Source organism: Actinomycetospora sp. TBRC 11914 (assembly GCF_012933465.1).
GTDB lineage: Bacteria > Actinomycetota > Actinomycetes > Mycobacteriales > Pseudonocardiaceae > Actinomycetospora.
In genome coordinates this window covers 16,862-38,560 of record NZ_JABBND010000011.1, presented here as the reverse complement: position 1 = coordinate 38,560, position 21,699 = coordinate 16,862, and the positions used below count along the sequence as shown (strand labels likewise).

Below are 21,699 nucleotides of genomic sequence, written 5' to 3'. Positions count from 1 at the left end.
GTCAGCCGACGTCCGGCACGTCGACCGCCGGCCGGGCGAGGCCGTGACCGCTGCGCCGATGGGCACGTTGGGAGGCCGCCTGGGGCGACCCGAGCCCCATGGCGTGCGCGATCTCCCGCCACGTGAGTCCCGCCGCCCGGGCTCGCCGCAGGAGGTCGGCCTCCGTCCGGTCGATGTGCTCGTGCGCGGCGTCCACCGCGGCCAGTGCTGCCAGCAGTCGATCGGGGCCGGCGGACTCGTCCACGGCCACCGCGCGAACTCGATCCCATGGTGACCAGGGCGGCACGAGTTCAGACTACAAGATTTAGATAGCGTCGGGACGGGCCGACCGACGACGAATCCGCCGTCGAGAGATCGACCGCGGATCAACGGGGTCGGCGGAGAAGGATCGACGACGAAGGATTTCCCGAAGACCCGGGGCTGCTCAGCGCTTCCCTGAGGAATCCCTCAGGCGGCCGCCGTGCCCGGGGCCGGCGCAGCGACGAGCGCTGCCGCGACCGCACGCTGGACCTGCGCGGCGGTGAGCTGGGCGACGTGGCCGGACGCCACCTCGACGTTACGGGCTCCCGGGACATGGCACGCCCGCCAGGACACCGCGGCGTCGGTCGGGCTGTAGATGCTCGTCAGCGCGACCTGGGCAGGCCACGGAGCCCGCAACGCCTCGCGGAAGCCGGCGCAGCACGCCCCGACGGTGAGGCAGCCCAGGCGGTACAGCCCGGGCACTCCCATGGTGCCGGCGGCCGCGAACCCCCACAGCATCGCGGCCATGGCCGGCGTCGTGCCGCTCATGTCGAGCGGCGTCCCGATGGTGACGACGTGGGACACCGACTCCGGCGCTTCCGCGCCGACCGCGCGGGCCAGCTGTCCCCCCCGGCTGTGCCCCACGACGCGTACCGGTTCACCGGCTTCTTCCGCGAGAGCACGCACGCGCCGCACCAGGGACACCGTCGTGCGCTGCGAACAGCCCATGCCGGCGCCCAGCGTGTACGCCCTCGCGTCGTAGCCGACCCGCGTGAGCCAATTGGTCATGGGTGCCAGGCAGGGCGCCGTCTCCCCGAACCCGCCGATCAGGACCACCGGGCCCGAGCCGGGATCGTCGACGGCCTCGTCGACCCCGACCGAGCGGTGCCGCAACCCGGTCAGCCCGACCGTTGCTCGCCCGACGTGTTCCAGGCCCTGGCCGATCAGGGTGTTCCACCACATCGGGACCCCCACGACGACGACGGAAGCGCAGACGTCGATGTCTACCCGACGGTCCTCGAGCAGCAAACCGGGCCCCGCACGGGGGAGCGCTACCGGTTCAGGTAGCCCGCGTCCACCGGGAAGGTCACGCCGGTGACGTACCGGCCCTCGTCGGAGGCGAGGTAGACCATCGCGTTGCTGACGTCGACGGGGTCGATCAGCGGCACCGGCATCGGGTTCTGGTACTTCGGGCTCCCGGCGATCTCGGGGAACTCCATCGCGAACTTGCCGTACTGCTCGTTGGCCACCATCGGGGTGTTCACCCCGGTGGGGTGGACGGTGTTGACGCGGATGGAGTGCGGCGCGAGCTGGGAGGCGTAGAGCCGCATCAGCCCGACCACGCCGTGCTTGGCCGCGACGTAGGCCGCCTGGCCGGGGATGGTGTTCAGCGCCATGCTGGACAGGCCCGCCGCGGAGCTGGTGATCTGGATCGAGCCGCCCTGCCCGCGCTCCAGCATCGAGGGGAGGGCCACCTCGATGGTCTGCCAGACCCCGGTGAGCAGGGTCGCGATGCCGTCGTGCCAGGCCTGCTCCTGCTCGCCCTCGTTGATGACGGGCATGATCCCGGCGTTCGGGAGCACGACGTCGACGTGGCCGAACTCGGCGAGCCCGTCGTCGAACGCGCCCTGCAGGGCGTTGCGGTCGCGGACGTCCGCGACGCGGGTGACGATGCGCCCGCCCGCCTTCTCGACCAGGTTCGCGGTCTCGTCGAGGTCGTCCCGGGTCGCCATCGGGTAGAACACGGTCGGGATCTGGTCACAGATGTCGACGGCGATGATCGAGGCGCCCTCTTCGGCCATCCGCACCGCGTGCGAGCGTCCCTGCCCGCGCGCTGCCCCCGTGATGAAGACGACCTTGTCCTCGAGACGCCCCATGTCCGCTCCTTCCGTCCGCTGCGATCCCGCCGACGCTAGCGCTCGCTCTGACGTGCCCACAAGGGCTCCGACCTGCGGATACTAAACCTGTTAGATATTGGTACGCGTGAGCTCCTCGCGCAGGGCCCGACGGAGGATCTTCCCGGTGGGGCTCTTCGGGAGAGCGGCGCGGAACACGAACCGGCGGGGCACCTTGTAGTCGGCCAGGTGCTCGCGGCAGTGCTGCTCGGCGACCCGGGCCGCCGCCGTCGGGTCGGACGGCGGGTCGCCCACGAGGACGGCAACGAGGGCCTCGCCCCAGCGCGGGTCCGGGGTGCCGAGCACGGAGCACTCCCGGACCCAGTCGAGCCTGGTCGTCCGGGAGGGCAGAACCTCCGGGCTCCCCCGTCCCGCCCTGGACCGCGGCCAGACCGCTGGCGGCCTGGATGACGCCGTCGCAGGCCGCCCGGTCGCGGTACGGCCCGGCGCTGCCGAACCCGGGCAGCGTCGCGAACACCAGTCGGGTGTGGGCCGCGAGCAGCACCTACTAGGCCGTGAGCCCGAGGCGGTCGAGGGCCGCGGGCCGCAGGTTTGGTGACGATGACGTCCGCGGTCCCGATCAGCGAGTCCAGCGCGCGCCGGCCGTCGGGGTGCTTGAGGTCGAGCGCGATGCTGCGCTTGTCGTGGTTGGCCGCCAGGAAGATCGGGCCCATCGCGAGGTGGCGTCCCGGGCCGATGTGGCGGACGACGTCGCCGTCGGGCGATTCGACCTTGATCACGTCGGCGCCCATCCGGGCCAGCAGTATCGTCGCGTAGGGCCCCATGAACGTGCTGGTCCGACGAGTGGCTCGCCGCGCTCGGGACCGCCGGCATCCCCGCCCAGCCGGTCCTGACCGCGGACGACCTGCTCGCCGACCCGCACCTCGCCGCCGTCGGGCTCTTCGAGCCGGTGGAGCACCCGAGCGAGGGCCGCATGGTGCTGCCGCGGCTGCCGGTGATCGTCGACGGGGCCGGCGCACTCCCGGTCCGCGGCGCGCCCCGGCTCGGCGAGCACGGCGCGGAGGTGCTCGCCGAGGCCGGGTGGGACCCCGCCGACATCGCCGCGCTGGTCGCCTCCGGCGCCATGTGAACGGATGTGGTCGTCCAGGCGACCACATCCGTTCACATGGCTGGGCAGACGGCGCGGTGGGCGCAGTACGCGACGTCGCGACGCCGGCCGGGCGGCAGCACCGCGACGATCAGCGCATTGTGCGGGTTGACCAGGAGGTCGCCGCCGAATCGCGGCATCGGGTCCACGAGCACCTCCGCTCCTCCCGCGGTGAAGCAGCGGTGGAGCCGTTGACCGCAGATCCCGCAACGGGCCGCCGGTCGCGGGTGCTCGTCCCGAACGGCCGGGGACGGGCGTCGCGGAGCCCGAGATCGTGCCGGTGTGGGGCGATGATCGAACATCGCAGACCGCCTCGTCGTCGATCAAGAATCGTCGGCCGCCATGGCCGAGACGTATACCTTAAAACTCTAGGTAACGATTCGGTATACGCCGTGTGGAGTAACTACGGCGTGATCACACCCAGGCCCCGGCTCCGGCGCCGAGAGGACTAACAGATTTAGGCGCATCGCTCGGCGGCCCGCCTCGTTGGAGGGGGTCGGAGCCTCTGAGCCACTCCGGCGGTCGCTGCTCCGTCCGTCCCCTCACCGTGGAGGCCGCTCGTGACCCTGCCTCCACGCGGGCACGTGCGGCCGGTTGGCATGCCGGTGGCCGCCGTGGATCGAGGCGGTCCGAGTGACCGTTGACACGCTTTATCTAACGACTATAGTTTCGCTCACAGTGAGGGTCGGAGGGCTCACCGTGAGCTGTGGCGGGGAGCCCCGCGCTCCGCGCCACGTCCACCACGCGCGATGCGGCCGCCCCGGCGGCCCCGGCATCGGACCACGTCCACGCGAGCGGGATCGCTCTGCCGAGAGGAGTTCTCGTGTCGAAGCGGTACACGATGGCGACGACCGTCGACCAGGTCCCTGAGCACCTCGTCGTCGACTTCGACATCCACGACCAGTCGAACGCCGGCCCCGTCGACCAGGTGCCCGAGAAGGTGTCGGCGCTGCGGGCGAAGGGGCCGGTCGTCTACTCGACGGCCCACGGCGGCCACTGGATCGTCACGGGCTACGAGGAGGCCCACGCGGTGCTCCGTGACGCGCAGACCTTCTCGAGCTTCCCCAACAACCTGCTCCAGCAGGGGACCGACCGGTTCATCCCGCTCGAGATCGACCCGCCGCAGCACACCGCGTTCCGCCACGCGCTCCAGCCGCTGTTCAACCCGAAGCGGATGCGCGAGCTGGAGCCGAAGATCCGCGAGCTCACGGGGAAGCTCCTCGACGGGTTCGCCGGTCGGGGCCGCTGCGAGTTCATCTCCGAGTTCGCGCACGAGCTGCCCACCCAGATGTTCCTCGCGCTGATGGGGTGGCCGGTCGAGGACGCCCCGATGTTCACCGAGAGCGTCGACACCATCCTCGTCGGCAAGCCAGGTGCCACCGATGAGGAGTCCGATGCGGCCAAGGCTGAGGCCGGACAGCGGCTCTACGGGTACTTCGGCGAGGTGGTCGCGAAGCGGCGCGCCGAGACGCTCGACCCCGAGCAGGACGTCACCTCGGCCGTCATGAACACGCCCATCGAGATCGACTGTGAGGAACGGCTGCTCACCGACCCCGAGCTCTTCAGCATGTTCTTCCTGCTGCTCATCGCCGGTCTGCACACCGTCCAGGGGACGCTCGCCTGGAGCATGATGTACCTCGCGGAGCGTCCGGAGCAGCGGCAGCGCATCATCGACGACCCGGAGTCGATCCCGCAGGCGGTCGAGGAGCTGCTGCGCATCGAGGCGGCGATCTCGATGGGCCGCCGCGCCACGAAGGACGTCGACCTCGGCGGCGTGCACCTGAAGGAGGGCGACCAGATGGTCGTGATCCTCTCCGGCGTCAACCGCGACCCGTCACAGTTCGACGCACCGACCGAGCTGCAGCTCGACCGGTCGCCGAACCGGCACCTCTCGTTCGGCGCCGGACCGCACCGGTGCCTGGGCTCCCACCTGGCCCGGGTGGAGCTCGCCATCGCCCTCGCGGAGATCCATCAGCGGATCCCGGACTACCGCCTCGAGGCGGACAACCCGCCGATCTCGCACGCCAGTCAGGTGCGTGGGGTCGCGGTGCTGCCCCTGGAGTTCACGGCGGAGGCGCAGGCTCCCGCGGCGTGACCGGCGGTGGCCGGCCCGGCTCACGCCGGGTCGGCCACGCGCGGTTCAGTCCTTCGTGCGCTCGTCCTCCAGGCCGGGGATCGAGCTCGCGGTCCGCCGCTCGTGCCGGCGGTTCCGGAGCCCGGACACCAGCGCCGCCACCCCGAGGACGAGCAGGACGGCTCCCACGAAGATCGGCCACCCCAGGCCCTGCGAGCTGGTGGTCGAGCCCCCGGAGCCGCTGCTGACCAGGCCCACCCCGGCCACCACGAGGGCGAGCACGATGGCCGTGATGCCGGCACGGATACGGGCAGTGGCTTCCATGGAATTGCCTCTCTGGCGAGGGAGCGGAACGATTGTCGCGAGGTCGTCGAATCCGGGGGCTCCGGGTCGTGTCCCGACCTCGCACGCTCCGTTTCGAGTTCGTGATACCCGGCCCGAGATCCTCCGAACCGACCGATCTCGCCCGGCGACACTTCCGAGGTCATGCCACCGAATTTCGGCCCGTTTCAGAGGTGCTTCGCCAACAGCGTCGCGATGCGCTGCTTGACCGCTTCCGGGTAGACCGACTCGAAGGTCGACGGGATCGCCGGGGTGGCCGCGTCCTCGATCAACCCGTTGTGGAAGGTCAGCGGACCGTGGTGGGCCGCGCGCTCCTCCGGGGTGAAGATCGGCGAGAGGTTGAAGATCACGCGGCTCTTGACGACGTGGTCGCTCCCGGGACGGACACGGGTGGCGAGGGCCCACAGGACGTCGCGCAGTGCGGTGGGGTCGACGTCGTTCTCCACGACGAGGACGCGCGTCAGGATCGCGGTCGCCGCACACCGCGTCAGCATGGTCTCGGCGATGGTCCGGACGAGCTCGGCGGAGCCTCCCGCCACCTCCGAGGACCACCCCGGCCGGACGGTGACCACCGCGAAGTGGTTGGCCCCCTCGGGGTTGAGCCAGACCTGGTCCACGGGGAGCCCGGCGTCGCGCAGCGCGCGGCGCTGCAGGACGGACTGGCCGAGCTGGTTGAGGGTGTGGTCGTCGTCGACCGGCTTCCCAGCCGGGACGGCGCCGAGGAGGGGCCGCGGCACCGCCGAGATCGCGGTGACCTCCCCGACGAGCTCGTGGTCCTGCTCGCCGGGGATGAGGTAGCCGTGGAACTCGCCGAAGGGGCCCTCGGCGGCCCGGTCCTCGGGCTGGACGTACCCCTCGATCACGACCTGCGCGGTGGCCGGCACGTCCAGGTCGACCGAGTGGGCGCGCGTGACCTCCAGGGGCTCGCCGAACCAGCCGCCGAGGAACGCGGCCTCGTCGACGAAGTCGGGCGCACGCAGCCCGGACAGGACGGTCGCCGCCGGCTCGGGGGTGAGCGCGAGGGCGAACGGCATCGGCTCACCGAGCTTGCGCCACTTCGAGTAGATCATCCCGAAGTGCTGGAAGGGACGGGTCCAGATCGTCAGCCGTCGGGCGTCGAGCCGCATCACCCGGCAGACGTGCCAGTTCGTCCAGGAACCGTCGGGCGTGCGGGCGATCATCGTCCCGATCGAGTTGAGGTAGTCGCCCCCGTCGCCCTCGTGCAGCCGCGGTGAGGGGATCGCGAACAGGTCGACCTCGGGCAGCAGGACCCGGCCGCTCCGGTCGGGGACGACGACCGGCGGCACCAGATCCTTCTCGGCGTCGATCGCGGCCATGCGGTCCACGATCTCGAGGGGGTGGGTCTCCCACGGCAGTCCGAGCGCGACGGCGACCCGGGCGTAGCGGTGCCGGGGGTCGGAGGAGTAGGGCGCCAGCCCACCCATGAGGCGGTACCCCGGGTGGCCGACCAGGTTGCTGTAGACCAGCGCCGGGAGGTCGTGCTCGAAGGCGTACCGGATGCCGGCCGCGGCCTCGAGGTGGAGGTCGACGGGGTCGTCGATCTCCAGGACGTCGTCGTGCGCCGCGAGCGCCGCGAGGTACTCGTCGATCGAGCGCAGGTGGTGGAGACCGGTGCCCGACGCACGCGCAACTGTCACGTTCGCTTCCCCTCTCGCAGTGCCGCGAGCACCCGCTGTGCCCGCGGCCAGTCCTCCGCGGCGACGACCTGGTCGGTGACCAGGAACCGGGCCGGTTCCAGCGGTGCCCCCCACTCCGGCCCGACGGCCACGACGTCCGCGGAGGCCACCGCGAAGCTCACCGGCAGCCACCGGGGGTCCTCGCCGAGCGCGACGACGTCGAGCGCGAGGTCGATCGCGGCGAAGGGCGTGAGGACGACGAGCCCGGCCTGCCCGCGCTCCCGGAGGTTGGCCTGCGTGCGGGAGCCCGCGACGACCGCGTGGACCGCGTCCGGTTCGGCCTCGAGCTCGGCGCGACCGAGGAGGCACACGTGGGGATGCCCGTGCGGGCCCACCGTGACGAGGGGGAGGACCAGGTCGTGCTCGCCGACGACGGGGACGCCCGCCACCGCCTCGATCACCTCGTCGGGGACCTTCACGCCCACCGCCGGAACAGGTCGTGCTCGATGTCGAACTGGTCGAGGACCTTGCCGACGGTCTGGTCGAGCAGGTCGTCGATGGACTCGGGCCGGTGGTAGAAGGCCGGGACCGGCGGCAGCACGGTCGCCCCGGCCAGGGTCACCGTCTCCATGTTGCGGATGTGGACGAGGTTGAGCGGGGTCTCCCGCGTGACCAGGACCAGCCGGCGGCGCTCCTTGAGGCACACGTCCGCCGCCCGGGCGACCAGGTCCCCGGTGAACCCGGTGGCGACCGCCGCGAGGGTCTTCATCGAGCACGGCACCACCGTCATCCCGGCGGTGCGGAACGAGCCGGACGAGATCGGGGCCGCGAGATCACGGGGGTCGTGCACCACGTCGGCCAGGCGCTCGAAGTCGCCGACCGAGAGCCCCATCTCGTGCTTGATGGACTCGCCCGCCCCCTCGCTGACGACCAGGTGCGTCTCGACCCGCTCGAGCACGCTGGTCGCGCGGAGGAGCGCATGGGCGAGCTGGGGCGCGCTGGAGCCCGACACCCCGACGACCAGCCGGCGGGTATCGGTCCGGCTCGCTCCCGTGGTTGGCATGCGAGCTCCTCGGGCGGATGCCGTGCGCGTGTCGGCGACGGCCGATGGCGGAGTCGACCATTGACCTGTTATCTAAAGTCTGTAGATTAGGGGGTACCGGAGTGGCCGTCAACCGAGTGTGCCGACGTGTCGCCCCGCGGAGAGCGAGGAGGCTCTGTCGATGTCGCAGCCCGAGAACCCGGGGATCGAGACCGGCGCGAGGCCGAACGGTGGCGGCCTGCCCACGCTGGCCGCCGCGATCCCGCGGGGACTGCAGTTGCTCAACGACCTCCGGACCCCGCATCCCGAGGTCACCTCGGGTGCTCTCGAAGCGCGCCTGCGCCGCGAGGTCGCCCTCCTGACGCCCGGTCCGTGGGCGTCTCCCGGCGTCGAGCACCCGGGTCTGTGTGCCGTCCGCACCGCGTGCGCGTACCTGGCCACCCGCGCGTACTGGGACGCCTACCACGCGCTGGTCGCCGCGGAGGAGCGGCTCCCTCGCCGTCCCGGGCCGCCGTCGCCCGAGGCCGAGCGCGACCCCTCGGCTCGTGTCCGCACGGAGAAGGACGTCCTCGTGGCGCCCGGCGCCGGGGGCCCGCGGCCGGGGGTCGCACGCGCCGCGGAGGCGCTCGCCTGACGCGAGGCCCGGTGCGGCCCGGCCGACCTCGTGACCCGCGCATCCCGCGACCAGGCTCAGGAGGGTGGCCCGGTGTCGTCGAGGTCGATCTGCGGCACGTACTCGATCAGGGCCGCGACGTCCCGCGCCGTCGCCGGACCGAGCTCGCGCGCGACGAGGTGCAGGGCGAGGTCGAGACCGCTGGTGATCCCGCCGGCGGTGATCACGTCGCCGTCGTCGACGACGCGGCGTCCCGGGCGGACCAGGGCCCCGGTGGCGGCGAGGGCGTCGAGCGCGGCGTGGTGGGTCACCGCGGGTCGTCCCGTGGTCAGACCGGCCGCGGCGAGCAGCATCGCGCCGGTGCACACCGAGGCGATCCACCGCGTCCGCGTGGTGAGCGCGGTGAGACGCCCGGCGAGCACACCGCGGGCGATCTCGGCGCCGACGCCGGTGTCGGGGTCGCGCCACGGACCGCCGGGGACGATGACGCCGTCCGGCTCGCCGAGCCCCTCGGCCACGCTCACCACCACCCCGCGCGCGCTGGTGACCGTCGCCGGACCGTCCACACCGACCAGACGCACCTCCCAGTCCGGCCGGCCCGCGGCGGCGTGGTGCAGGACCTCGTGGGGAGCGAAGGCGTCCAGATCGTCGAACCCCTCGAACACCACGACCTCGATGCGCACCGGATCAGCGTCCCCGATCACGACGCCGATCGCGACGTCCCGCCCGATCGGCGACGGTCATGGCGACCCGACCGCGACCGCGGTGCCGTCGCTTCCGAAGGGCAGGGGCGTCGCGAGCTCCGAGAGGTTCATCGCCGCCGCCCGCCGCGCCGGCGGCAGCCCGTCCAGTCCGCGCAGGACGACGTTGCGCATCCGGGCCGGGACGCCCGACAGGGTCGCCGCGCGGGTCATGCGGTCGGTGACCGCCACGACCTGCCGCGCGACCGGCCGGCGATCCCGCTCGTAGCCGTCCAGGAGAGCCGGGTCCTCGCCGTCGTGCACCGCGGCGAGCCGGGCACCGAGGTCGACGGCGTCCTGGATGCCGGTGTTCATCCCCTGCCCGCCGGCCGGGCTGTGCACGTGGGCCGCGTCCCCGGCCAGCAGGACCGGGCCCCGCCGGTAGTGCCGGGCGAGACGGTGGTGCACCCGGAACCGCGAGCTCCACACCAGCTCGCGCACCCGGACGCCGGAGCGAGGGCCGCGGTCGGCGAGCAGCGAGGCGATCTCCTCCGGCCCGGGGTGTTCCGGCGCGGTGTCCACGGTGGCCACGATCCGTCGGCGGCCGAGCGGCAGCGGCGCGACGACGACCAGGCCGTGCGGGGAGAAGAACAGCTGGACCTCGTCGGTCGGCAGGTCGGCCTCGAGCACGACGTCGGCGAGGACGAACGACTGGGCGTAGGCGGCTCCGGTGAAGTCGATGCCGGCCAGCGCCCGGACGTGGGAGTGCATCCCGTCGGCGCCGACGAGGTGGTCGGCCCGCACCGTGAGGCGACCGTCCGGGCCGTCGACCCGGGCGACGACCCGGCCGTCCCCGTCGACGTCGTACCCGGTCAGCGTGTGGCCGTGGCGCACCGCGCCGCCCCGTGCCTCGAGGGTCTCGGTGAGGACCTGCTCGGTGACGTCCTGGGGGACCATCAGGGTGTACGGGTAGCGGGTCGGGAGTCCGGTGAAGTCGACCCGCAGCAGGGTCCGGTCGCGGTCGCGGACCGCGAAGTGCGGCACCACCACACCCCGTGCCACCAGCGCATCCGCGACGTCGAGGGCGTCGAGGACCTCGAGCGTGCGGGCGTGGACGACGGCGGCGCGCGAGGTCGTCGCAGGCGCCGCCGCCCGCTCGATCACCAGGTGCGGGACACCGGCCGCGGCCAGGCGCACCGCCAGTGCCAGGCCCACCGGCCCGGCCCCCGCGACCAGCACCGACGTCGTCGTCGTGTCGTCCATCGTCTGCCACCCATCGTTTGCCAACGCTTGTTGGCAACAACGCTAGACGGCGCGGCACGGTTTGCCAACGCTTGTTGGTAGATTGCCGCGGTGGCGTTCACGACGAGGTCCCGCGCGGCGCGCGAGGCGGTGCTCGCCGCCGCCCGACGGGCCTTCGCGGCCCACGGGTACGAGCGGACCACCGTGCGGGCGGTCGCCGCGGACGCCGGGGTCGATCCGTCGATGGTGATCCGCTACTACGGCAGCAAGGACGACCTCTTCCGGGCCGCCACCGCCGTGGACCTGGCGCTCCCGGACCTCTCGCAGGTCCCGCAGGCCGAGCGGGGAACCGCGCTCGCGCGGCGCTTCGTGGCGCTGTGGGACGACCCGGAGACCGGCGAGGTGCTCACCGTCCTGCTGCGGTCGGCGTCCACCAGCTCGGAGGCGGCGGCCCGGGTCCGCGAGACGTTCGCCGACCAGGTGCTGGTGATGGTGCGCCACCTCGCCGACGCGGAGGATCCGGGCGTCGAGGCGCGGGCCGCGGCCTTGGGCTCGTTCATGCTGGGCACCGCCCTCGCGCGCTACGTCCTCGAGCTGCCGCCGCTCGCCACGGCACCGGCCGCGGAGGTGGTGGCCACCATGGCGCCGGTCGTCGACGCCATCCTCGCGAGCTGAGCTGTCACGTTCCCAGCGGCTGCGTCGTCCGAGGAGGGTGTGACCGCGGACGAGCCGGGGCCACGGGGGAGGGAGACCCTGATGCGCGTGCTGGTGGCCGGAGCGACCGGCGTGATCGGACGGGCCGTGGTGCCGTTGCTGACGGCCGTCGGGCACGACGTGACGGCGCTGTCGCGGCGCGGCGACCCGCGGGGAGTGCTCGCCGGCACCGGGGCGAGGGTGGTGGCGGCCGACGCGCTGGACCGCGTGGCGCTCCGGAGCGCGGTGCTCGCGGCGGGACCCGATGCCGTGGTCAACCTGATGACCGCGATCCCGGGCGAGCTCCGGCCGCGACGATTCGCCCGGGACTTCGCGACGACGAACCGGCTGCGTCGCGAGGGCACGCGGCATCTGCTGGGGGCCGCCCAGGACGTCGGCGCGCGGCGGGTCGTCGCCGAGGGCCTCGCCTTCGCCTACGACCCCGACGGCACCGGACCCGCCGTCGAGGACGATCCCTTCTGGGCGGACCCGCCGCGCTCCTTCCGGCCGGCGCTGGAGGCGCTCGAGGAGCTCGAGCAGCGGACCCGGGCGATGAACGGCACGGTGCTGCGGTTCGGGCACCTCTACGGGCCAGGCACCCCATACGCGGCCGACGGATCGACGGTGGCCGCGGTGCGGGCCGGGAAGATGCCGCTCGTCCGGGATGGCCGCGCGGTCTTCTCGTTCACCCACGTCGACGACGCCGCGAGCGCCGTCGTCGCCACGCTCGACCGTCGCCGGCCGCCGGGCGTCCTGAACATCGTCGACGACGACCCGGCACCGGTCTCGGAGTGGGTCCCCGAGCTCGCCCGGCTGCTCGACGCGCCGGCGCCGTCGGTGGTGCCGTCCTGGCTGGTCTCGCTCGCGGCCGGGGCCATGGGCCGGGCGTTCATGACGCAGCTGCGCGGCGCGGACAACGCCCGCGCCCGGCTGGACCTGGATTGGCGACCCCGCTTCCCCTCCTGGCGCGAGGGGTTCGCCGCCGAGCTCGCCGGCCGCCGGTCCGTCGCGTGACCGCGCCCAGGGAGGAGCGGCTCGATCCGACGGCGGAGTTCCAGTCCCACCGGCCGGCGCTGCTGGGGTTGGCCTACCGCCTGCTCGGCAGCATGTGGGACGCCGAGGACGTGGTGGCGGACGCCTACGAGAAGTGGATGCGGGCCGACCACGCAGCGGTCCGCTCCCCGCGGGCCTTCCTCGTCACCGCGGTGTCCCGGCTCGCGATCGACGCCCTCACCTCTGCCCGCGCCCGTCGCGAGGCGTACCCGGGCCCGTGGCTGCCCGAGCCCGTGGCGACCGGCGAGCTGGGGCCCGCGGAGACCGCCGAGCTCGACGACACCGTGGCCTACGCGACCCTGCACCTGATGGAGCGGCTCTCCCCGCCCGAGCGGGCCGTCATGGTGCTGCGCGAGGCCTTCGCGATGCCCTACGACCGGATCGGCGAGATCCTCGGGGCGAGCGCGGCGGCCTGCCGCCAGATGCAGCACCGGGCGCAGGCCCGGCTCGCCGCCGACCGCGGCGGCGGTGCGCCGCCGAGCCCCGCGGAGCACCGCCGGCTGCTCGAGCGCTTCCTCGAGGCCGCGCGGACCGGGGATCTCGAGGGGCTAACCGGGATGCTCAGCGCCGACGTCGTCGCCTACAACGACGGCGGCGGAAAGGTCCGCGCCGCGTTGCGCCCGGTGACCGGGCGCCGGAACGTGACGGCGTTCCTGTCCGGACTCGTCCGGCGCTTCCCGGTCGGGCCGACGTCGTTCGTGCCGGTCAACGGGCGGACGGGCCTCGAGATCACCCTCGGCGCGGACACCTCGCTGGTCACCCTCGACGCGCGCGACGGCGCCATCACCGCCATCTACACGGTGCGCAACCCGGACAAGCTCGCACACCTGGCGGGCAGGTCGTGAGCGGTGCTTCGCCGACGACCACCGCGGGTGTCCGGGCTCAGACGGCCAGCAGGGTCTTGCCGATCGTCGCTCGCCCCTCGATGGCCCGGTGGGCGTCGGCGGCGCGGGCGAGCGGCCAGGTCCGGCCGAGCTCCGGCCGGACGCCCCCGCCCGCGGCGTCGGCGAGGGCCTCGGCGACCAGCCGGGCCTCACGCGCGGCGTCGAGGGTGCCCAGGCCGATCGTCCGCAGGTCAGGTCGCCCGAGGTCGGACGGGGCCGCGCCCGGGCGACCGCCGGCGGCGCCGAAGCGGGCCACGATGCCGTCCTGCCGGACCAGCGCGACGGCGGCGTCCCCGATCCCGCCGCCGACGCCGTCGAGGAGGACGTCGACCTGACCGACCTGCGAGTGGAGCGTGGTCGGCCATCCCTCGTCGCGGTAGTCGACGCCCAGGGCGGCGCCACGCGCGCGGGCCACGTCGAGCTTGACCGGTCCGCCGGCGGCGGCGACGACCCGGGCGCCGTCGCGCGCGAGCAGACTCACGAGCAGGCTCCCGACTCCGCCGGCCGCGGGCGCGACGAGCACCGTCCGGCCCGGGAGCGGGACCACGGCGCGGAGGGTCTCGAGCAGCGCCCGGGCGGTGCGCCCGTCGGCGAGCAGGGCGGTAGCCACGTCGAGCCCGAGCGCGTCGGGCACCGCGACGAGCCCGGACGCGTCGACGACCGCTCGTTCCGCGTAGCCGCCGCGACCGGGCAGGGCCGCCACCACCCGACGTCCCCGCAGCGTCGGGTCGGTGCCCGCGCCGAGCGCGCCCACCACACCCCCGACGCCGGTCCCGGGCACCATCGGCAGCTTCGGCGTCATGGCGGCCCGCGGTGGCCGCCCGGCCCGGAGCTGGGTGTCGAGGAACGTGACGCTCGCGAACCCGACGTCGACGACGGCCTGACCCGCGGCCGGGACCGGGTCGGGCAGGCGAACCTCCTCGAGCACCTCGGGTCCGCCGAACTCCTCGACGCGGATGGCGCGCATCCTCGCTCCTTCCCGACGGCGGGTGGGGTCCTCCGAGAGGCAGGACGACGTACGGGCCCGCGGTGTGACCAAGCGTCTCCCGAGCACCTCGCCCGTGGTCGCCCCGTCCAGGCGGACCAGCGAGGCGACGGCGGGATGACGGAGCCGCTGCGCTTCCGGCACGACGCTGCACGGCTCGTTCCGGCTCCGCGCCGTCCCTCGTAGCGTCCGCGCGATGGGCCCATCGGTGCAGCAGACGGTCGTCAGGATGGCGCAGGGTTACCAGCTGTCGCAGGCGCTGTACGTCGCCGCCGAGCTCGGGGTCGCCGACGCCCTGGCGGCGGGCCCGCTCGACGCGCACGCCCTCGCCGGCGCGGTCGGTGCCCGCGCCGACGAACTGGCACGTGTCGTGCGCGCACTGGTCACCAGCGGAGTCTTCACGGAGACCGACGACGGCGCCTTCGCGCTGAACGACGCGGCGGCCTGCCTGCGTCGGGACGCGCCGGGTGACACCCGCGCGATCGTCGTCGACTTCGGGACGGAGATGTACCACGCCTTCGGCGAACTGCTGCACACGGTGCGCACCGGCCAGCCCGGGTTCGAGGCGCTGTACGGACAGCCGCTCTTCGACCACTACACGGCCCATCCCGACGCCGAGGCCCGCGGCTCGGCCCGCATGCGCGCTCGATCCCTGCTCGTCGCCCAGGACCTGGCCGCGGCACCGTTGTTCGACGAGGCCGGCATCGTCGTCGACGTCGGTGGCGGGATCGGCACGGTCCTGACGGCGGTGCTGCAGGCCCATCCCGCACTCTCCGGCGTGCTGTACGAACGGACCCCCGTGGCCCGCCTCGCCGGGCCGTACCTGGCCGAGCACGGTCTCGACGACCGGTGCCGGATCGTCGAGGGCGACTTCTTCGCGCAGGTACCCGACGGCGGCGACGTCTACCTGCTCAAGAGCGTGCTGCACGACTGGGACGACGACCGCTGCCGCACGGTCCTCGCGCGGTGCCGAGCGGCGATGAGCCCGCACGCCCGGCTGGTCATCGTCGAGATCGTCCTGCCCGACCACACGACCGACGACCCCGATCTCGTCCCGGGCGCGCTGCTCGACCTGATCATGCTCGTCTACGCGGGCGGCCGGGAGCGCACGAGGAGCGAGTTCGCCGGCCTGCTCGACGCCACGGGCTTCCGGCTGCACGGCACCACGCCGCTGCCCTCCGGACCCCACCTCATCGAGGCGCACGCCCGCTGACGACATCGATCGGTAGCGCGGTCGCAGGGCCGGCAGCAGGTGACGCTCCAGGTCCGGCACGACCGACCCGGGCGCTGTCCGGGACGATGGCCCGGTGAACCGCGTCGCCGTGCACCAGTCGGTCCTGTCCTCGAGCGACCCGGTCGCCGGCGTCGCCGCCGCGCGGGCGGCCGGGCTGGACTCGATCGGCTTCCACGTCGCGTCGATCGCCTCGGTCGAGTCGCTGTGGGACAAGGGCGCCGGTTCGCCGGTGCTCGCCACGCTGGTCGACGCCCTCCTGGCCTCGCGGGTCACCGCGCTGGACGTCGGCCGGGTGGATCTGGCGCTGCGCGACGGCCCCACCGACGTCGCCGGCCCGCAGTACCGCGTGCTGGACCTCGGCTCACGTCTCGGGTGCCAGTTCGTCACGGCGCGCGCGGCCGAGGGCGGCGTCGAGGAGAACCGTGCCCGCTTCGCGGCGCTGGACGAGGCCGCGGCGCGACGCGGGGTGCGGCCGTTGCTCGTGCCGATGCCCGGCACGGCAGCGGGTGACGCCCGGGAGGCCGCCGAGATCGTCCGGGGGACCCGCGGCGGCGTGGTGGTCGACGTGTGGCCCCGTGTCGCGGACCCGGACGAGGTGGCCGACCTGATCGCCGAGCTCGGCGACGCGCTCGGCTACGTCCGCGTGGCGGCCGGCGAGCTCGACGTCGACATGGGGCCGGCCACCAGCCTGCTCGCCACGCTGCCACCCCAGGTCCCGCTCGTCATCGGGTCACCTGCCACCGGGTCCGGTGACGCGCCGGCCCCCGTCGACGACGTCGAGTTCCTCACCCGGTGCCGGGCCGGGCTCGACCGCCTCCTCATCCACCCGCGGGCCCTGGCGGCCGAGCGCGAGCTCCCGAGGTGAGGTAGGCGACGACCAGGTCACCGACCATCGCGCGGTAGTGCCCGCGCAGGGCCGGGTCGGCGAGGTCGCGGCCGAACAGCGCGCCGAAGGTGTGGCGGTTGGCGATCCGGAAGATGCAGAAGGAACTGATCAGCATGTGGACGTCGAGGGCGTCGGCATCGCCGGTGAACACGCCCGACGCGCGCCCCGCGTCGAGGATCTGACCGATCACGTCGAGGGCCGGGGCGGCGAGGTTCGACAGGGTCGGCGAGCGGGCGATGTGCACGGCGTCGTGGGTGTTCTCGATGCTCACCAGGCGGACGAACGACGGGTGCGCCTCGTGGTGGTCGAAGGTCAGCTCGGCCAGCTGGCGGATCGCCGCGACGGGATCCATGTGCGTGACGTCGACGGCCTGCTCGGCGGCCCGGATCTCCCCGTAGGCCTTCTCCAGGACCGCGGTGTAGAGCTGCTCCTTGCCCCCGTAGTAGTAGTAGATCATCCGCTTGGTGGTCCGGGTGCGGGCGGCGATCTCGTCGACGCGAGCTCCGCTGAGCCCGCGGCGGGCGAACTCCTCGGTGGCGACGGCGAGCAGCTCGGACTTGGTGCGCTCGGCGTCGCGCCGTCGTTCGTCGCCCTCGACCGCCTCGGACGCTGACATCGGACTCCTCGCCTGGCCGGCCTCGACGGTCCCGATCGTAGACACCGCCGACCTCGCCGGGGCCGACCTCTTGTGATCTCTACCGCACTCCCTGTATGAACGTACCAGTTCGTACATAAGCGCCCTGGAGATGAATATGAGCGACGACGTGGTCGACCCGCCCCGCGACGGCGAGCCCTCCGGCACGAGAACCCCGCGCAAGGCGGCCTTCGCCGGATGGATCGGCAGCGTCGTGGAGTACTACGACTTCTTCATCTACGGCACCGCCGCGGCGCTCGTGTTCGGCAAGATCTTCTTCCCGTCCGGGAACCCGACCCTCGCCAGCCTCGCGGCGCTGGCCACCTTCGGCGTCGGGTACATCGCGCGGCCGATCGGCGCCGCGGTCCTCGGGCACTACGGCGACCGGTTCGGACGCCAGCGGGTCATGATGATGAGCCTGGTGCTCATGGGCACCGCGACGTTCCTGGTCGGATGCCTGCCGACCTACGACCGGGTCGGGATCGTCGCCCCGATCGCGCTGGTCGTCCTGCGCCTGCTCCAGGGCTTCTCGGCCGGCGGCGAGCAGAGCGGGGCGAACTCGATGACCCTCGAGCACGCCCCGGCGGGCCGGCGCGCCTTCTTCACCAGCTTCACCCTCAGCGGCACGCAGGCCGGCCTCATCGTCGCCACGCTGATCTTCATCCCGCTGGCCGACCTGCCGGCGCAGGCCCTGATGACCTGGGGCTGGCGCATTCCGTTCCTGCTGAGCGCCGTCGTCGTCGGGGTCGGCATCTGGGTCCGCCGCGCCATGCCCGAGACGCCCGCCTTCGCCGAGGCGGCCGAGACCCGGGAGGTCGCGAAGCTCCCGATCGCGGCCCTGTTCCGGGAGAACGGCCTCGACGTCGCCCGCGTCGTGGGCTGCGCCCTGGTCGCGGTCGTCAGCACCATCACCAGCGTCTACGCGCTCTCGTACGCCACGGGGCCGGTCGGGCTGGACAAGGCGACGGTGCTCGCCGTCGGGGTCGTCGCGAACGTCGTCGCGCTGGCCGCGATCCCGCTGTGGGCCGCGCTCGCCGACAGGGTCGGCCGCAAGCCGGTGTTCATCGGTGGCGCGCTGGGTTCCGGCGCCCTGACCTTCGCCTACCTCGGCGCGATCTCGAGCGGCAACTACACCCTCATCTTCGTCGTCGGCATCGCCCTGGTCGGCGTGGTCTACAGCGCCGCCAACGGGGTGTGGCCCTCGCTCTACGGCGAGATGTTCTCCACCCGGGTCCGCTGCTCGGGCATGGCCATCGGCACCCAGATCGGTTTCGCCCTGGCCGGGTTCGCCCCCACCATCGCGACCGCGCTCGCCGGGCCCGGTGCCGGTGGCTGGGTCCCGGTCGCGGTGTTCACCGCCGTCTGCACGATCGTCGCCGCCGGGTGCGCCCTGCTCGGCCGGGAGACCTACCGCGTCCCGATGCACGAGCTCGGCACGAAGCCCGCCCACGCCGCCGTGCTGGCCGCCGCGTGACGGCCCGCGAGCGCCACGTCGCCGGCCTCGTCGGCGCCGGGATCGGGCCGTCGCTGAGCCCCGCCCTGCACGAGCGCGAGGGCGCAGCCCACGGGCTGCAGTACTCCTACCGGCGGTTCGACATCACCCGGCTCGGCGTGGCGCCCGGCGACGTCGGCGCGATCGTGGCGCAGGCCCGCCGCGAGGGCTTCTCCGGGCTGAACGTGACCCACCCGTGCAAGCAGCTGGTCATCCCCCACCTCGACGCGCTGTCGGCGGACGCCGAGGCGCTCGGGGCGGTGAACACCGTCGTCTTCGACGGCGCGCGCGCGATCGGGCACAACACCGACAAGTCGGGCTTCGCGGCGGGCTTCCGCCTCGGTCTGCCGACCGTGCCCCGGGACCACGTCGTCCAGCTCGGCGCCGGCGGAGCCGGGATCGCGGTGGCCCACGCCCTGCTCGAGCTCGGGGTCGGCAGGCTCACCGTCCTCGACGTCGACCCCGGGCGCGCGGCCGCGGCCGCTCAGGCCCTCGGGCCCGACCGGGCGGTGGCCGCCGATCTGGAGCGGCTCCCGGAGCTGGTGGACGCCGCCGACGGGCTCGTCCACGCGACCCCGATCGGGATGGCGGCGCACCCGGGCCTCCCGCTGCCGGCCGAGCTGCTCCACCCGCACCTCTGGGTCGCCGAGGTCGTCTACCGGCCGCTGGAGACCGCCCTGCTCCGGGAGGCCCGGCGACGCGGGTGCCGCACCCTCGACGGCGGGGCCATGGCGGTGTTCCAGGCCGCCCACGCGTTCACCCTGTTCACCGGCCGGCAGCCCGACACCGACCGCATGCTGGCCCACCTCGCCGAGCTGGTCGACGGTGCACCTACCGAGCGGATCGCATGAGCGGGGCGGACGCCGACGGAGGGGCGCTCCGGCGGTCCATCGCGACGGTCTGCCTGTCCGGCACCCTGACCGACAAGCTCTCGGCCGCCTCCGGGGCGGGTTTCGACGGCGTGGAGATCTTCGAGAACGACCTCGTCGCCGCGCCCTTCCCGCCCGCCGAGCTCCGCGTCCGGTGCGCCGACCTCGGCCTGGCCGTCGAGCTCTACCAGCCCTTCCGGGACGCCGAGGCCCTCCCGCCGGAGGCGTTCGCGCGCGTCCTGCGCCGGGCGGAGCGCAGGTTCGACGTCATGGAGAGTCTGGGCGCCGACACGATGCTGATGTGCTCGTCCACGTCCCCGGACGCGATCGACGACGACGACCTCGCCGCCGAGCAGCTCCACACCCTGGCCGAGCGGGCCGGGAACCGGGGCCTGCGGATCGCCTACGAGGCGCTCGCCTGGGGCCGGCACGTGTCGACCTGGGACCACTCGTGGGCGATCGTGAGCCGGGCCGGTCATCCGTCCCTCGGCCTCTGCCTCGACAGCTTCCACGTCCTGTCCCGCGGCTCGGACCCGTCGAAGTTCGCCGCCGTCCCCGCCGACCGCCTGTTCTTCCTGCAGCTCGCCGACGCCCCGCACCTCGCGATGAACGTCCTGGAGTGGAGCCGCCACCACCGCCTCTTCCCCGGCCAGGGAGCCTTCGACCTCGCGGGCTTCCTGGGGCAGGTGCTCGCCGCCGGCTATCGGGGGCCGTTGTCGTTGGAGGTCTTCAACGACGTCTACCGGCAGTCCGACCCGGCCCGGACGGCCGTCGACGCGATGCGTTCGGTGATCCACCTCGAGGAGGAGCTCGGGAGGACACCCACGGCCGCCGCGCCCGACGGCGTCACGCTCACCGTCCCGACGCGGGCCCCGGCCCTGACCGGGCACGCCTTCGCCGAGATCGGCGTCGATGCCGTCTCGGGTCCGGTGCTCGGCCACGCCCTGACGACCCTGGGCTTCACCCACACCGGCCAGCACCGCTCCAAGCCCGTCCAGCGTTGGCAGCAGGGCGACGCCACCGTGCTGCTCAACGCGGCCACCCTGCTCACCGGCGGACCCGGGCAGGCCGTCGTCGGGGCGTTCGCGGTCTCCTCCGAGGACCCGGACGCATCGGTGGCACGGGCCGAGGCGCTGCGGGCGCCGGTGCTTCCCCGGGTCTGGGGTCCGGCCGAGACGGACATGGCGGCGGTCGCCGCCCCGGACGGCACGTCGGTCTTCTTCGCCCGGACCGGGGGCGAGTGGATGAGCGACTTCCTCCCCACCGGGGTCGACCCGGGGGCCACGACGGGCATCACCCGGGTCGACCACGTCGGGCTCAGTCAACCGTTCGACCATGCCGACGAGGCTTTCCTCTTCTACCGCGCGGTCCTCGGGCTGGCGGAGGAGACGAGCAACGAGTTCGCCGCCCCGTTCGGGCTGATGCGCAGTCGCACCGTCGTCGATCCGTCCCGCCGCGTGCGCCTCGCGCTGTCGGTGGCGGTGCTGCGCCGCGGGGAGTGGGCCCCGGGTGTGCCCGACCCACAATGGATCGCGTTCGCCACCGACGACATCGTCACCACCGGTCGGGCGCTACGCGCCGCCGGGGCACCCCTGGTGACGATCCCGGACAACTACTACGACGACCTCGACGCCCGGCTCGACCTCGACCCGGCCCTGCTCGCGGGACTCCGCGAGGTCGGCGCGCTCCACGACCGCGACGCCCACGGCGAGTACTTCCATCTCGCGACCGCGGTCCTGGGTTCACGGGTGTTCTTCGAGGTCGTCCAGCGCACCGGCGAGTACCCGGGGCACGGCTCGGTGGATGCCCCGATCCGGATGGCCGCCCAGCGCCAGCACCGGCTGGGGATGCCCTGACGCCGGCCGTCGAGAGTCTCACGCCGTCGGACGGGCATGCGGGCGGCCCCCGCGGCGTCGGACAGGTCGCCCGGAGCAGCTCGCGGCGCTGCTCGTAGGGCCGCCCGGCGGGGCACCCCACCCCGGCGCGCCGGGCCTGCCCCCGGCTCCACCAGGCGGACCGCGACCAGGGGCCTTGCGGTGGGCGCGTCAGAAGGGCCGTCTCCCAGACCTGGGGGTCAGAGCAGCGCGACGGCGAGG

At 73.6% G+C, this 21,699-nt stretch carries 23 protein-coding genes and 3 pseudogenes; 11 read left to right on the top strand and 15 right to left on the bottom strand.

Features of this window, described 5'->3' with window-relative positions; translation table 11 throughout:
- Window position 1: 1 nt before the first annotated feature.
- The 6 genes and pseudogenes from HH311_RS17470 to HH311_RS33745 all read right to left on the bottom strand — a co-directional run.
- Window positions 2-250, bottom strand: coding sequence for a hypothetical protein (locus HH311_RS17470; protein WP_169184964.1), 249 nt, complete (start codon window positions 248-250; stop codon window positions 2-4).
- Window positions 251-447: 197 nt separating this feature from the next.
- Window positions 448-1,215, bottom strand: coding sequence for a triacylglycerol lipase (locus HH311_RS17465; RefSeq protein WP_169184963.1), 768 nt, complete (start codon window positions 1,213-1,215; stop codon window positions 448-450).
- 77 nt (window positions 1,216-1,292) lie between these two features.
- Window positions 1,293-2,117, bottom strand: a complete 825-nt coding sequence (locus HH311_RS17460) for a mycofactocin-coupled SDR family oxidoreductase (protein WP_169184962.1) — start codon at window positions 2,115-2,117, stop codon at window positions 1,293-1,295.
- 90 nt (window positions 2,118-2,207) lie between these two features.
- On the bottom strand, window positions 2,208-2,486 hold the full coding sequence (locus HH311_RS33755) for an AMP-binding enzyme (protein ID WP_396027451.1): 279 nt from the start codon (window positions 2,484-2,486) through the stop codon (window positions 2,208-2,210).
- Window positions 2,487-2,505: 19 nt separating this feature from the next.
- Window positions 2,506-2,640: pseudogene (locus tag HH311_RS33750) on the bottom strand (CoA transferase); the annotation flags it as partial.
- Window positions 2,641-2,701: 61 nt separating this feature from the next.
- A pseudogene (locus tag HH311_RS33745) lies at window positions 2,702-2,920 on the bottom strand (CoA transferase); the annotation flags it as partial.
- Window positions 2,921-2,946: 26 nt separating this feature from the next.
- Here HH311_RS33745 and HH311_RS17440 point away from each other — a divergent pair.
- Window positions 2,947-3,225, top strand: a pseudogene (locus HH311_RS17440) (CoA transferase); the annotation flags it as partial.
- A gap of 32 nt (window positions 3,226-3,257) precedes the next feature.
- Here HH311_RS17440 and HH311_RS17435 read toward each other — a convergent pair.
- Window positions 3,258-3,398, bottom strand: a complete 141-nt coding sequence (locus HH311_RS17435; protein WP_169184960.1) for a hypothetical protein — start codon at window positions 3,396-3,398, stop codon at window positions 3,258-3,260.
- Between the two features lie 668 nt (window positions 3,399-4,066).
- On the opposite strand from HH311_RS17435, the gene HH311_RS17430 reads away from it, so the two are divergent.
- The gene (locus HH311_RS17430) at window positions 4,067-5,338 is read left to right on the top strand and encodes a cytochrome P450 (RefSeq protein WP_312030213.1); all 1,272 of its coding nucleotides are present in this window, start codon (window positions 4,067-4,069) and stop codon (window positions 5,336-5,338) included.
- Window positions 5,339-5,383: 45 nt separating this feature from the next.
- Here the strand turns inward: HH311_RS17430 and HH311_RS17425 are convergent, their stop codons facing one another.
- From HH311_RS17425 to HH311_RS17410, 4 genes are all read right to left on the bottom strand, one after another.
- Window positions 5,384-5,641 carry a hypothetical protein gene (locus HH311_RS17425; RefSeq protein ID WP_169184959.1) on the bottom strand — a complete coding sequence of 86 codons (258 nt, stop codon included), beginning with the start codon at window positions 5,639-5,641 and terminating at the stop codon, window positions 5,384-5,386.
- 185 nt (window positions 5,642-5,826) lie between these two features.
- Window positions 5,827-7,317: a UbiD family decarboxylase gene (locus HH311_RS17420; RefSeq protein ID WP_169184958.1), complete on the bottom strand. Its 1,491-nt coding sequence runs from the start codon at window positions 7,315-7,317 to the stop codon at window positions 5,827-5,829.
- Window positions 7,314-7,775 (bottom strand): hypothetical protein, encoded by a 462-nt coding sequence (locus tag HH311_RS17415; protein ID WP_169184957.1) that lies wholly within the window; start codon window positions 7,773-7,775, stop codon window positions 7,314-7,316. Before HH311_RS17415 ends, HH311_RS17420 begins: the two co-directional genes overlap by 4 nt.
- Window positions 7,772-8,359, bottom strand: a complete 588-nt coding sequence (locus tag HH311_RS17410) for a UbiX family flavin prenyltransferase (RefSeq protein ID WP_169184956.1) — start codon at window positions 8,357-8,359, stop codon at window positions 7,772-7,774. Before HH311_RS17410 ends, HH311_RS17415 begins: the two co-directional genes overlap by 4 nt.
- Before the next feature lie 160 nt (window positions 8,360-8,519).
- Here HH311_RS17410 and HH311_RS17405 point away from each other — a divergent pair, with 160 nt between their 5' ends.
- Window positions 8,520-8,972 carry a hypothetical protein gene (locus HH311_RS17405; protein ID WP_169184955.1) on the top strand — a complete coding sequence of 151 codons (453 nt, stop codon included), beginning with the start codon at window positions 8,520-8,522 and terminating at the stop codon, window positions 8,970-8,972.
- 56 nt (window positions 8,973-9,028) lie between these two features.
- Here HH311_RS17405 and HH311_RS17400 read toward each other — a convergent pair whose 3' ends face one another.
- Window positions 9,029-9,634: a DJ-1/PfpI family protein gene (locus tag HH311_RS17400; protein ID WP_169184954.1), complete on the bottom strand. Its 606-nt coding sequence runs from the start codon at window positions 9,632-9,634 to the stop codon at window positions 9,029-9,031.
- A 57-nt stretch (window positions 9,635-9,691) separates the two neighbouring features.
- On the bottom strand, window positions 9,692-10,894 hold the full coding sequence (locus tag HH311_RS17395) for an FAD-dependent monooxygenase (protein ID WP_169184953.1): 1,203 nt from the start codon (window positions 10,892-10,894) through the stop codon (window positions 9,692-9,694).
- Window positions 10,895-10,984: 90 nt separating this feature from the next.
- Here HH311_RS17395 and HH311_RS17390 point away from each other — a divergent pair, with 90 nt between their 5' ends.
- The 3 genes from HH311_RS17390 (at window position 10,985) to sigJ (ending at window position 13,464) form a co-directional block, all read left to right on the top strand.
- Complete coding sequence (locus HH311_RS17390) at window positions 10,985-11,548, top strand: TetR family transcriptional regulator (protein ID WP_169184952.1); 564 nt, start codon at window positions 10,985-10,987, stop codon at window positions 11,546-11,548.
- A gap of 81 nt (window positions 11,549-11,629) precedes the next feature.
- Window positions 11,630-12,580: an NAD(P)-dependent oxidoreductase gene (locus tag HH311_RS17385; protein ID WP_169184951.1), complete on the top strand. Its 951-nt coding sequence runs from the start codon at window positions 11,630-11,632 to the stop codon at window positions 12,578-12,580.
- The gene (gene sigJ / locus HH311_RS17380; protein WP_169184950.1) at window positions 12,577-13,464 is read left to right on the top strand and encodes an RNA polymerase sigma factor SigJ; all 888 of its coding nucleotides are present in this window, start codon (window positions 12,577-12,579) and stop codon (window positions 13,462-13,464) included. The genes HH311_RS17385 and sigJ overlap by 4 nt, the downstream gene beginning before the upstream one ends.
- 37 nt (window positions 13,465-13,501) lie before the next feature.
- Here sigJ and HH311_RS17375 read toward each other — a convergent pair whose 3' ends face one another.
- Complete coding sequence (locus HH311_RS17375; RefSeq protein ID WP_169184949.1) at window positions 13,502-14,470, bottom strand: zinc-binding dehydrogenase; 969 nt, start codon at window positions 14,468-14,470, stop codon at window positions 13,502-13,504.
- Between the two features lie 247 nt (window positions 14,471-14,717).
- Here HH311_RS17375 and HH311_RS17370 point away from each other — a divergent pair, with 247 nt between their 5' ends.
- Both HH311_RS17370 and HH311_RS17365 read left to right on the top strand, forming a co-directional pair.
- On the top strand, window positions 14,718-15,701 hold the full coding sequence (locus HH311_RS17370) for a methyltransferase (protein WP_169184948.1): 984 nt from the start codon (window positions 14,718-14,720) through the stop codon (window positions 15,699-15,701).
- A gap of 94 nt (window positions 15,702-15,795) precedes the next feature.
- Window positions 15,796-16,587 carry a hypothetical protein gene (locus HH311_RS17365; protein WP_169184947.1) on the top strand — a complete coding sequence of 264 codons (792 nt, stop codon included), beginning with the start codon at window positions 15,796-15,798 and terminating at the stop codon, window positions 16,585-16,587.
- Here the strand turns inward: HH311_RS17365 and HH311_RS17360 are convergent.
- Window positions 16,541-17,224: a TetR family transcriptional regulator gene (locus tag HH311_RS17360; protein ID WP_169184946.1), complete on the bottom strand. Its 684-nt coding sequence runs from the start codon at window positions 17,222-17,224 to the stop codon at window positions 16,541-16,543. The genes HH311_RS17365 and HH311_RS17360 overlap by 47 nt on opposite strands.
- A 136-nt stretch (window positions 17,225-17,360) precedes the next feature.
- Here HH311_RS17360 and HH311_RS17355 point away from each other — a divergent pair, with 136 nt between their 5' ends.
- The 3 genes from HH311_RS17355 to HH311_RS17345 are packed head-to-tail and all read left to right on the top strand — an operon-like array spanning window position 17,361 to window position 21,459.
- Window positions 17,361-18,716: an MFS transporter gene (locus tag HH311_RS17355; protein ID WP_169184945.1), complete on the top strand. Its 1,356-nt coding sequence runs from the start codon at window positions 17,361-17,363 to the stop codon at window positions 18,714-18,716.
- Window positions 18,713-19,585 carry a shikimate dehydrogenase gene (locus tag HH311_RS17350; protein WP_169184944.1) on the top strand — a complete coding sequence of 291 codons (873 nt, stop codon included), beginning with the start codon at window positions 18,713-18,715 and terminating at the stop codon, window positions 19,583-19,585. The genes HH311_RS17355 and HH311_RS17350 overlap by 4 nt, the downstream gene beginning before the upstream one ends.
- A complete protein-coding gene (locus tag HH311_RS17345) occupies window positions 19,582-21,459 on the top strand; it encodes a sugar phosphate isomerase/epimerase and 4-hydroxyphenylpyruvate domain-containing protein (protein WP_169184943.1) in 1,878 nt (625 codons plus the stop codon). The genes HH311_RS17350 and HH311_RS17345 overlap by 4 nt, the downstream gene beginning before the upstream one ends.
- Window positions 21,460-21,699 lie beyond the last annotated feature (240 nt).

Excerpts from the sequence above, each read along its gene's own strand:
- HH311_RS17460 (WP_169184962.1), bottom strand. The coding sequence starts at position 2,117 with ATGGGGCGTCTCGAGGACAAGGTCGTCTTCATCACGGGGGCAGCGCGC.
- HH311_RS17425 (WP_169184959.1), bottom strand. The coding sequence starts at position 5,641 with ATGGAAGCCACTGCCCGTATCCGTGCCGGCATCACGGCCATCGTGCTC.
- HH311_RS17410 (WP_169184956.1), bottom strand. The coding sequence starts at position 8,359 with ATGCCAACCACGGGAGCGAGCCGGACCGATACCCGCCGGCTGGTCGTC.
- HH311_RS17405 (WP_169184955.1), top strand. The coding sequence starts at position 8,520 with ATGTCGCAGCCCGAGAACCCGGGGATCGAGACCGGCGCGAGGCCGAAC.
- HH311_RS17395 (WP_169184953.1), bottom strand. The coding sequence starts at position 10,894 with ATGGACGACACGACGACGACGTCGGTGCTGGTCGCGGGGGCCGGGCCG.
- HH311_RS17385 (WP_169184951.1), top strand. The coding sequence starts at position 11,630 with ATGCGCGTGCTGGTGGCCGGAGCGACCGGCGTGATCGGACGGGCCGTG.
- HH311_RS17375 (WP_169184949.1), bottom strand. The coding sequence starts at position 14,470 with ATGCGCGCCATCCGCGTCGAGGAGTTCGGCGGACCCGAGGTGCTCGAG.
- HH311_RS17370 (WP_169184948.1), top strand. The coding sequence starts at position 14,718 with ATGGCGCAGGGTTACCAGCTGTCGCAGGCGCTGTACGTCGCCGCCGAG.
- HH311_RS17360 (WP_169184946.1), bottom strand. The coding sequence starts at position 17,224 with ATGTCAGCGTCCGAGGCGGTCGAGGGCGACGAACGACGGCGCGACGCC.
- HH311_RS17355 (WP_169184945.1), top strand. The coding sequence starts at position 17,361 with ATGAGCGACGACGTGGTCGACCCGCCCCGCGACGGCGAGCCCTCCGGC.
- HH311_RS17345 (WP_169184943.1), top strand. The coding sequence starts at position 19,582 with ATGAGCGGGGCGGACGCCGACGGAGGGGCGCTCCGGCGGTCCATCGCG.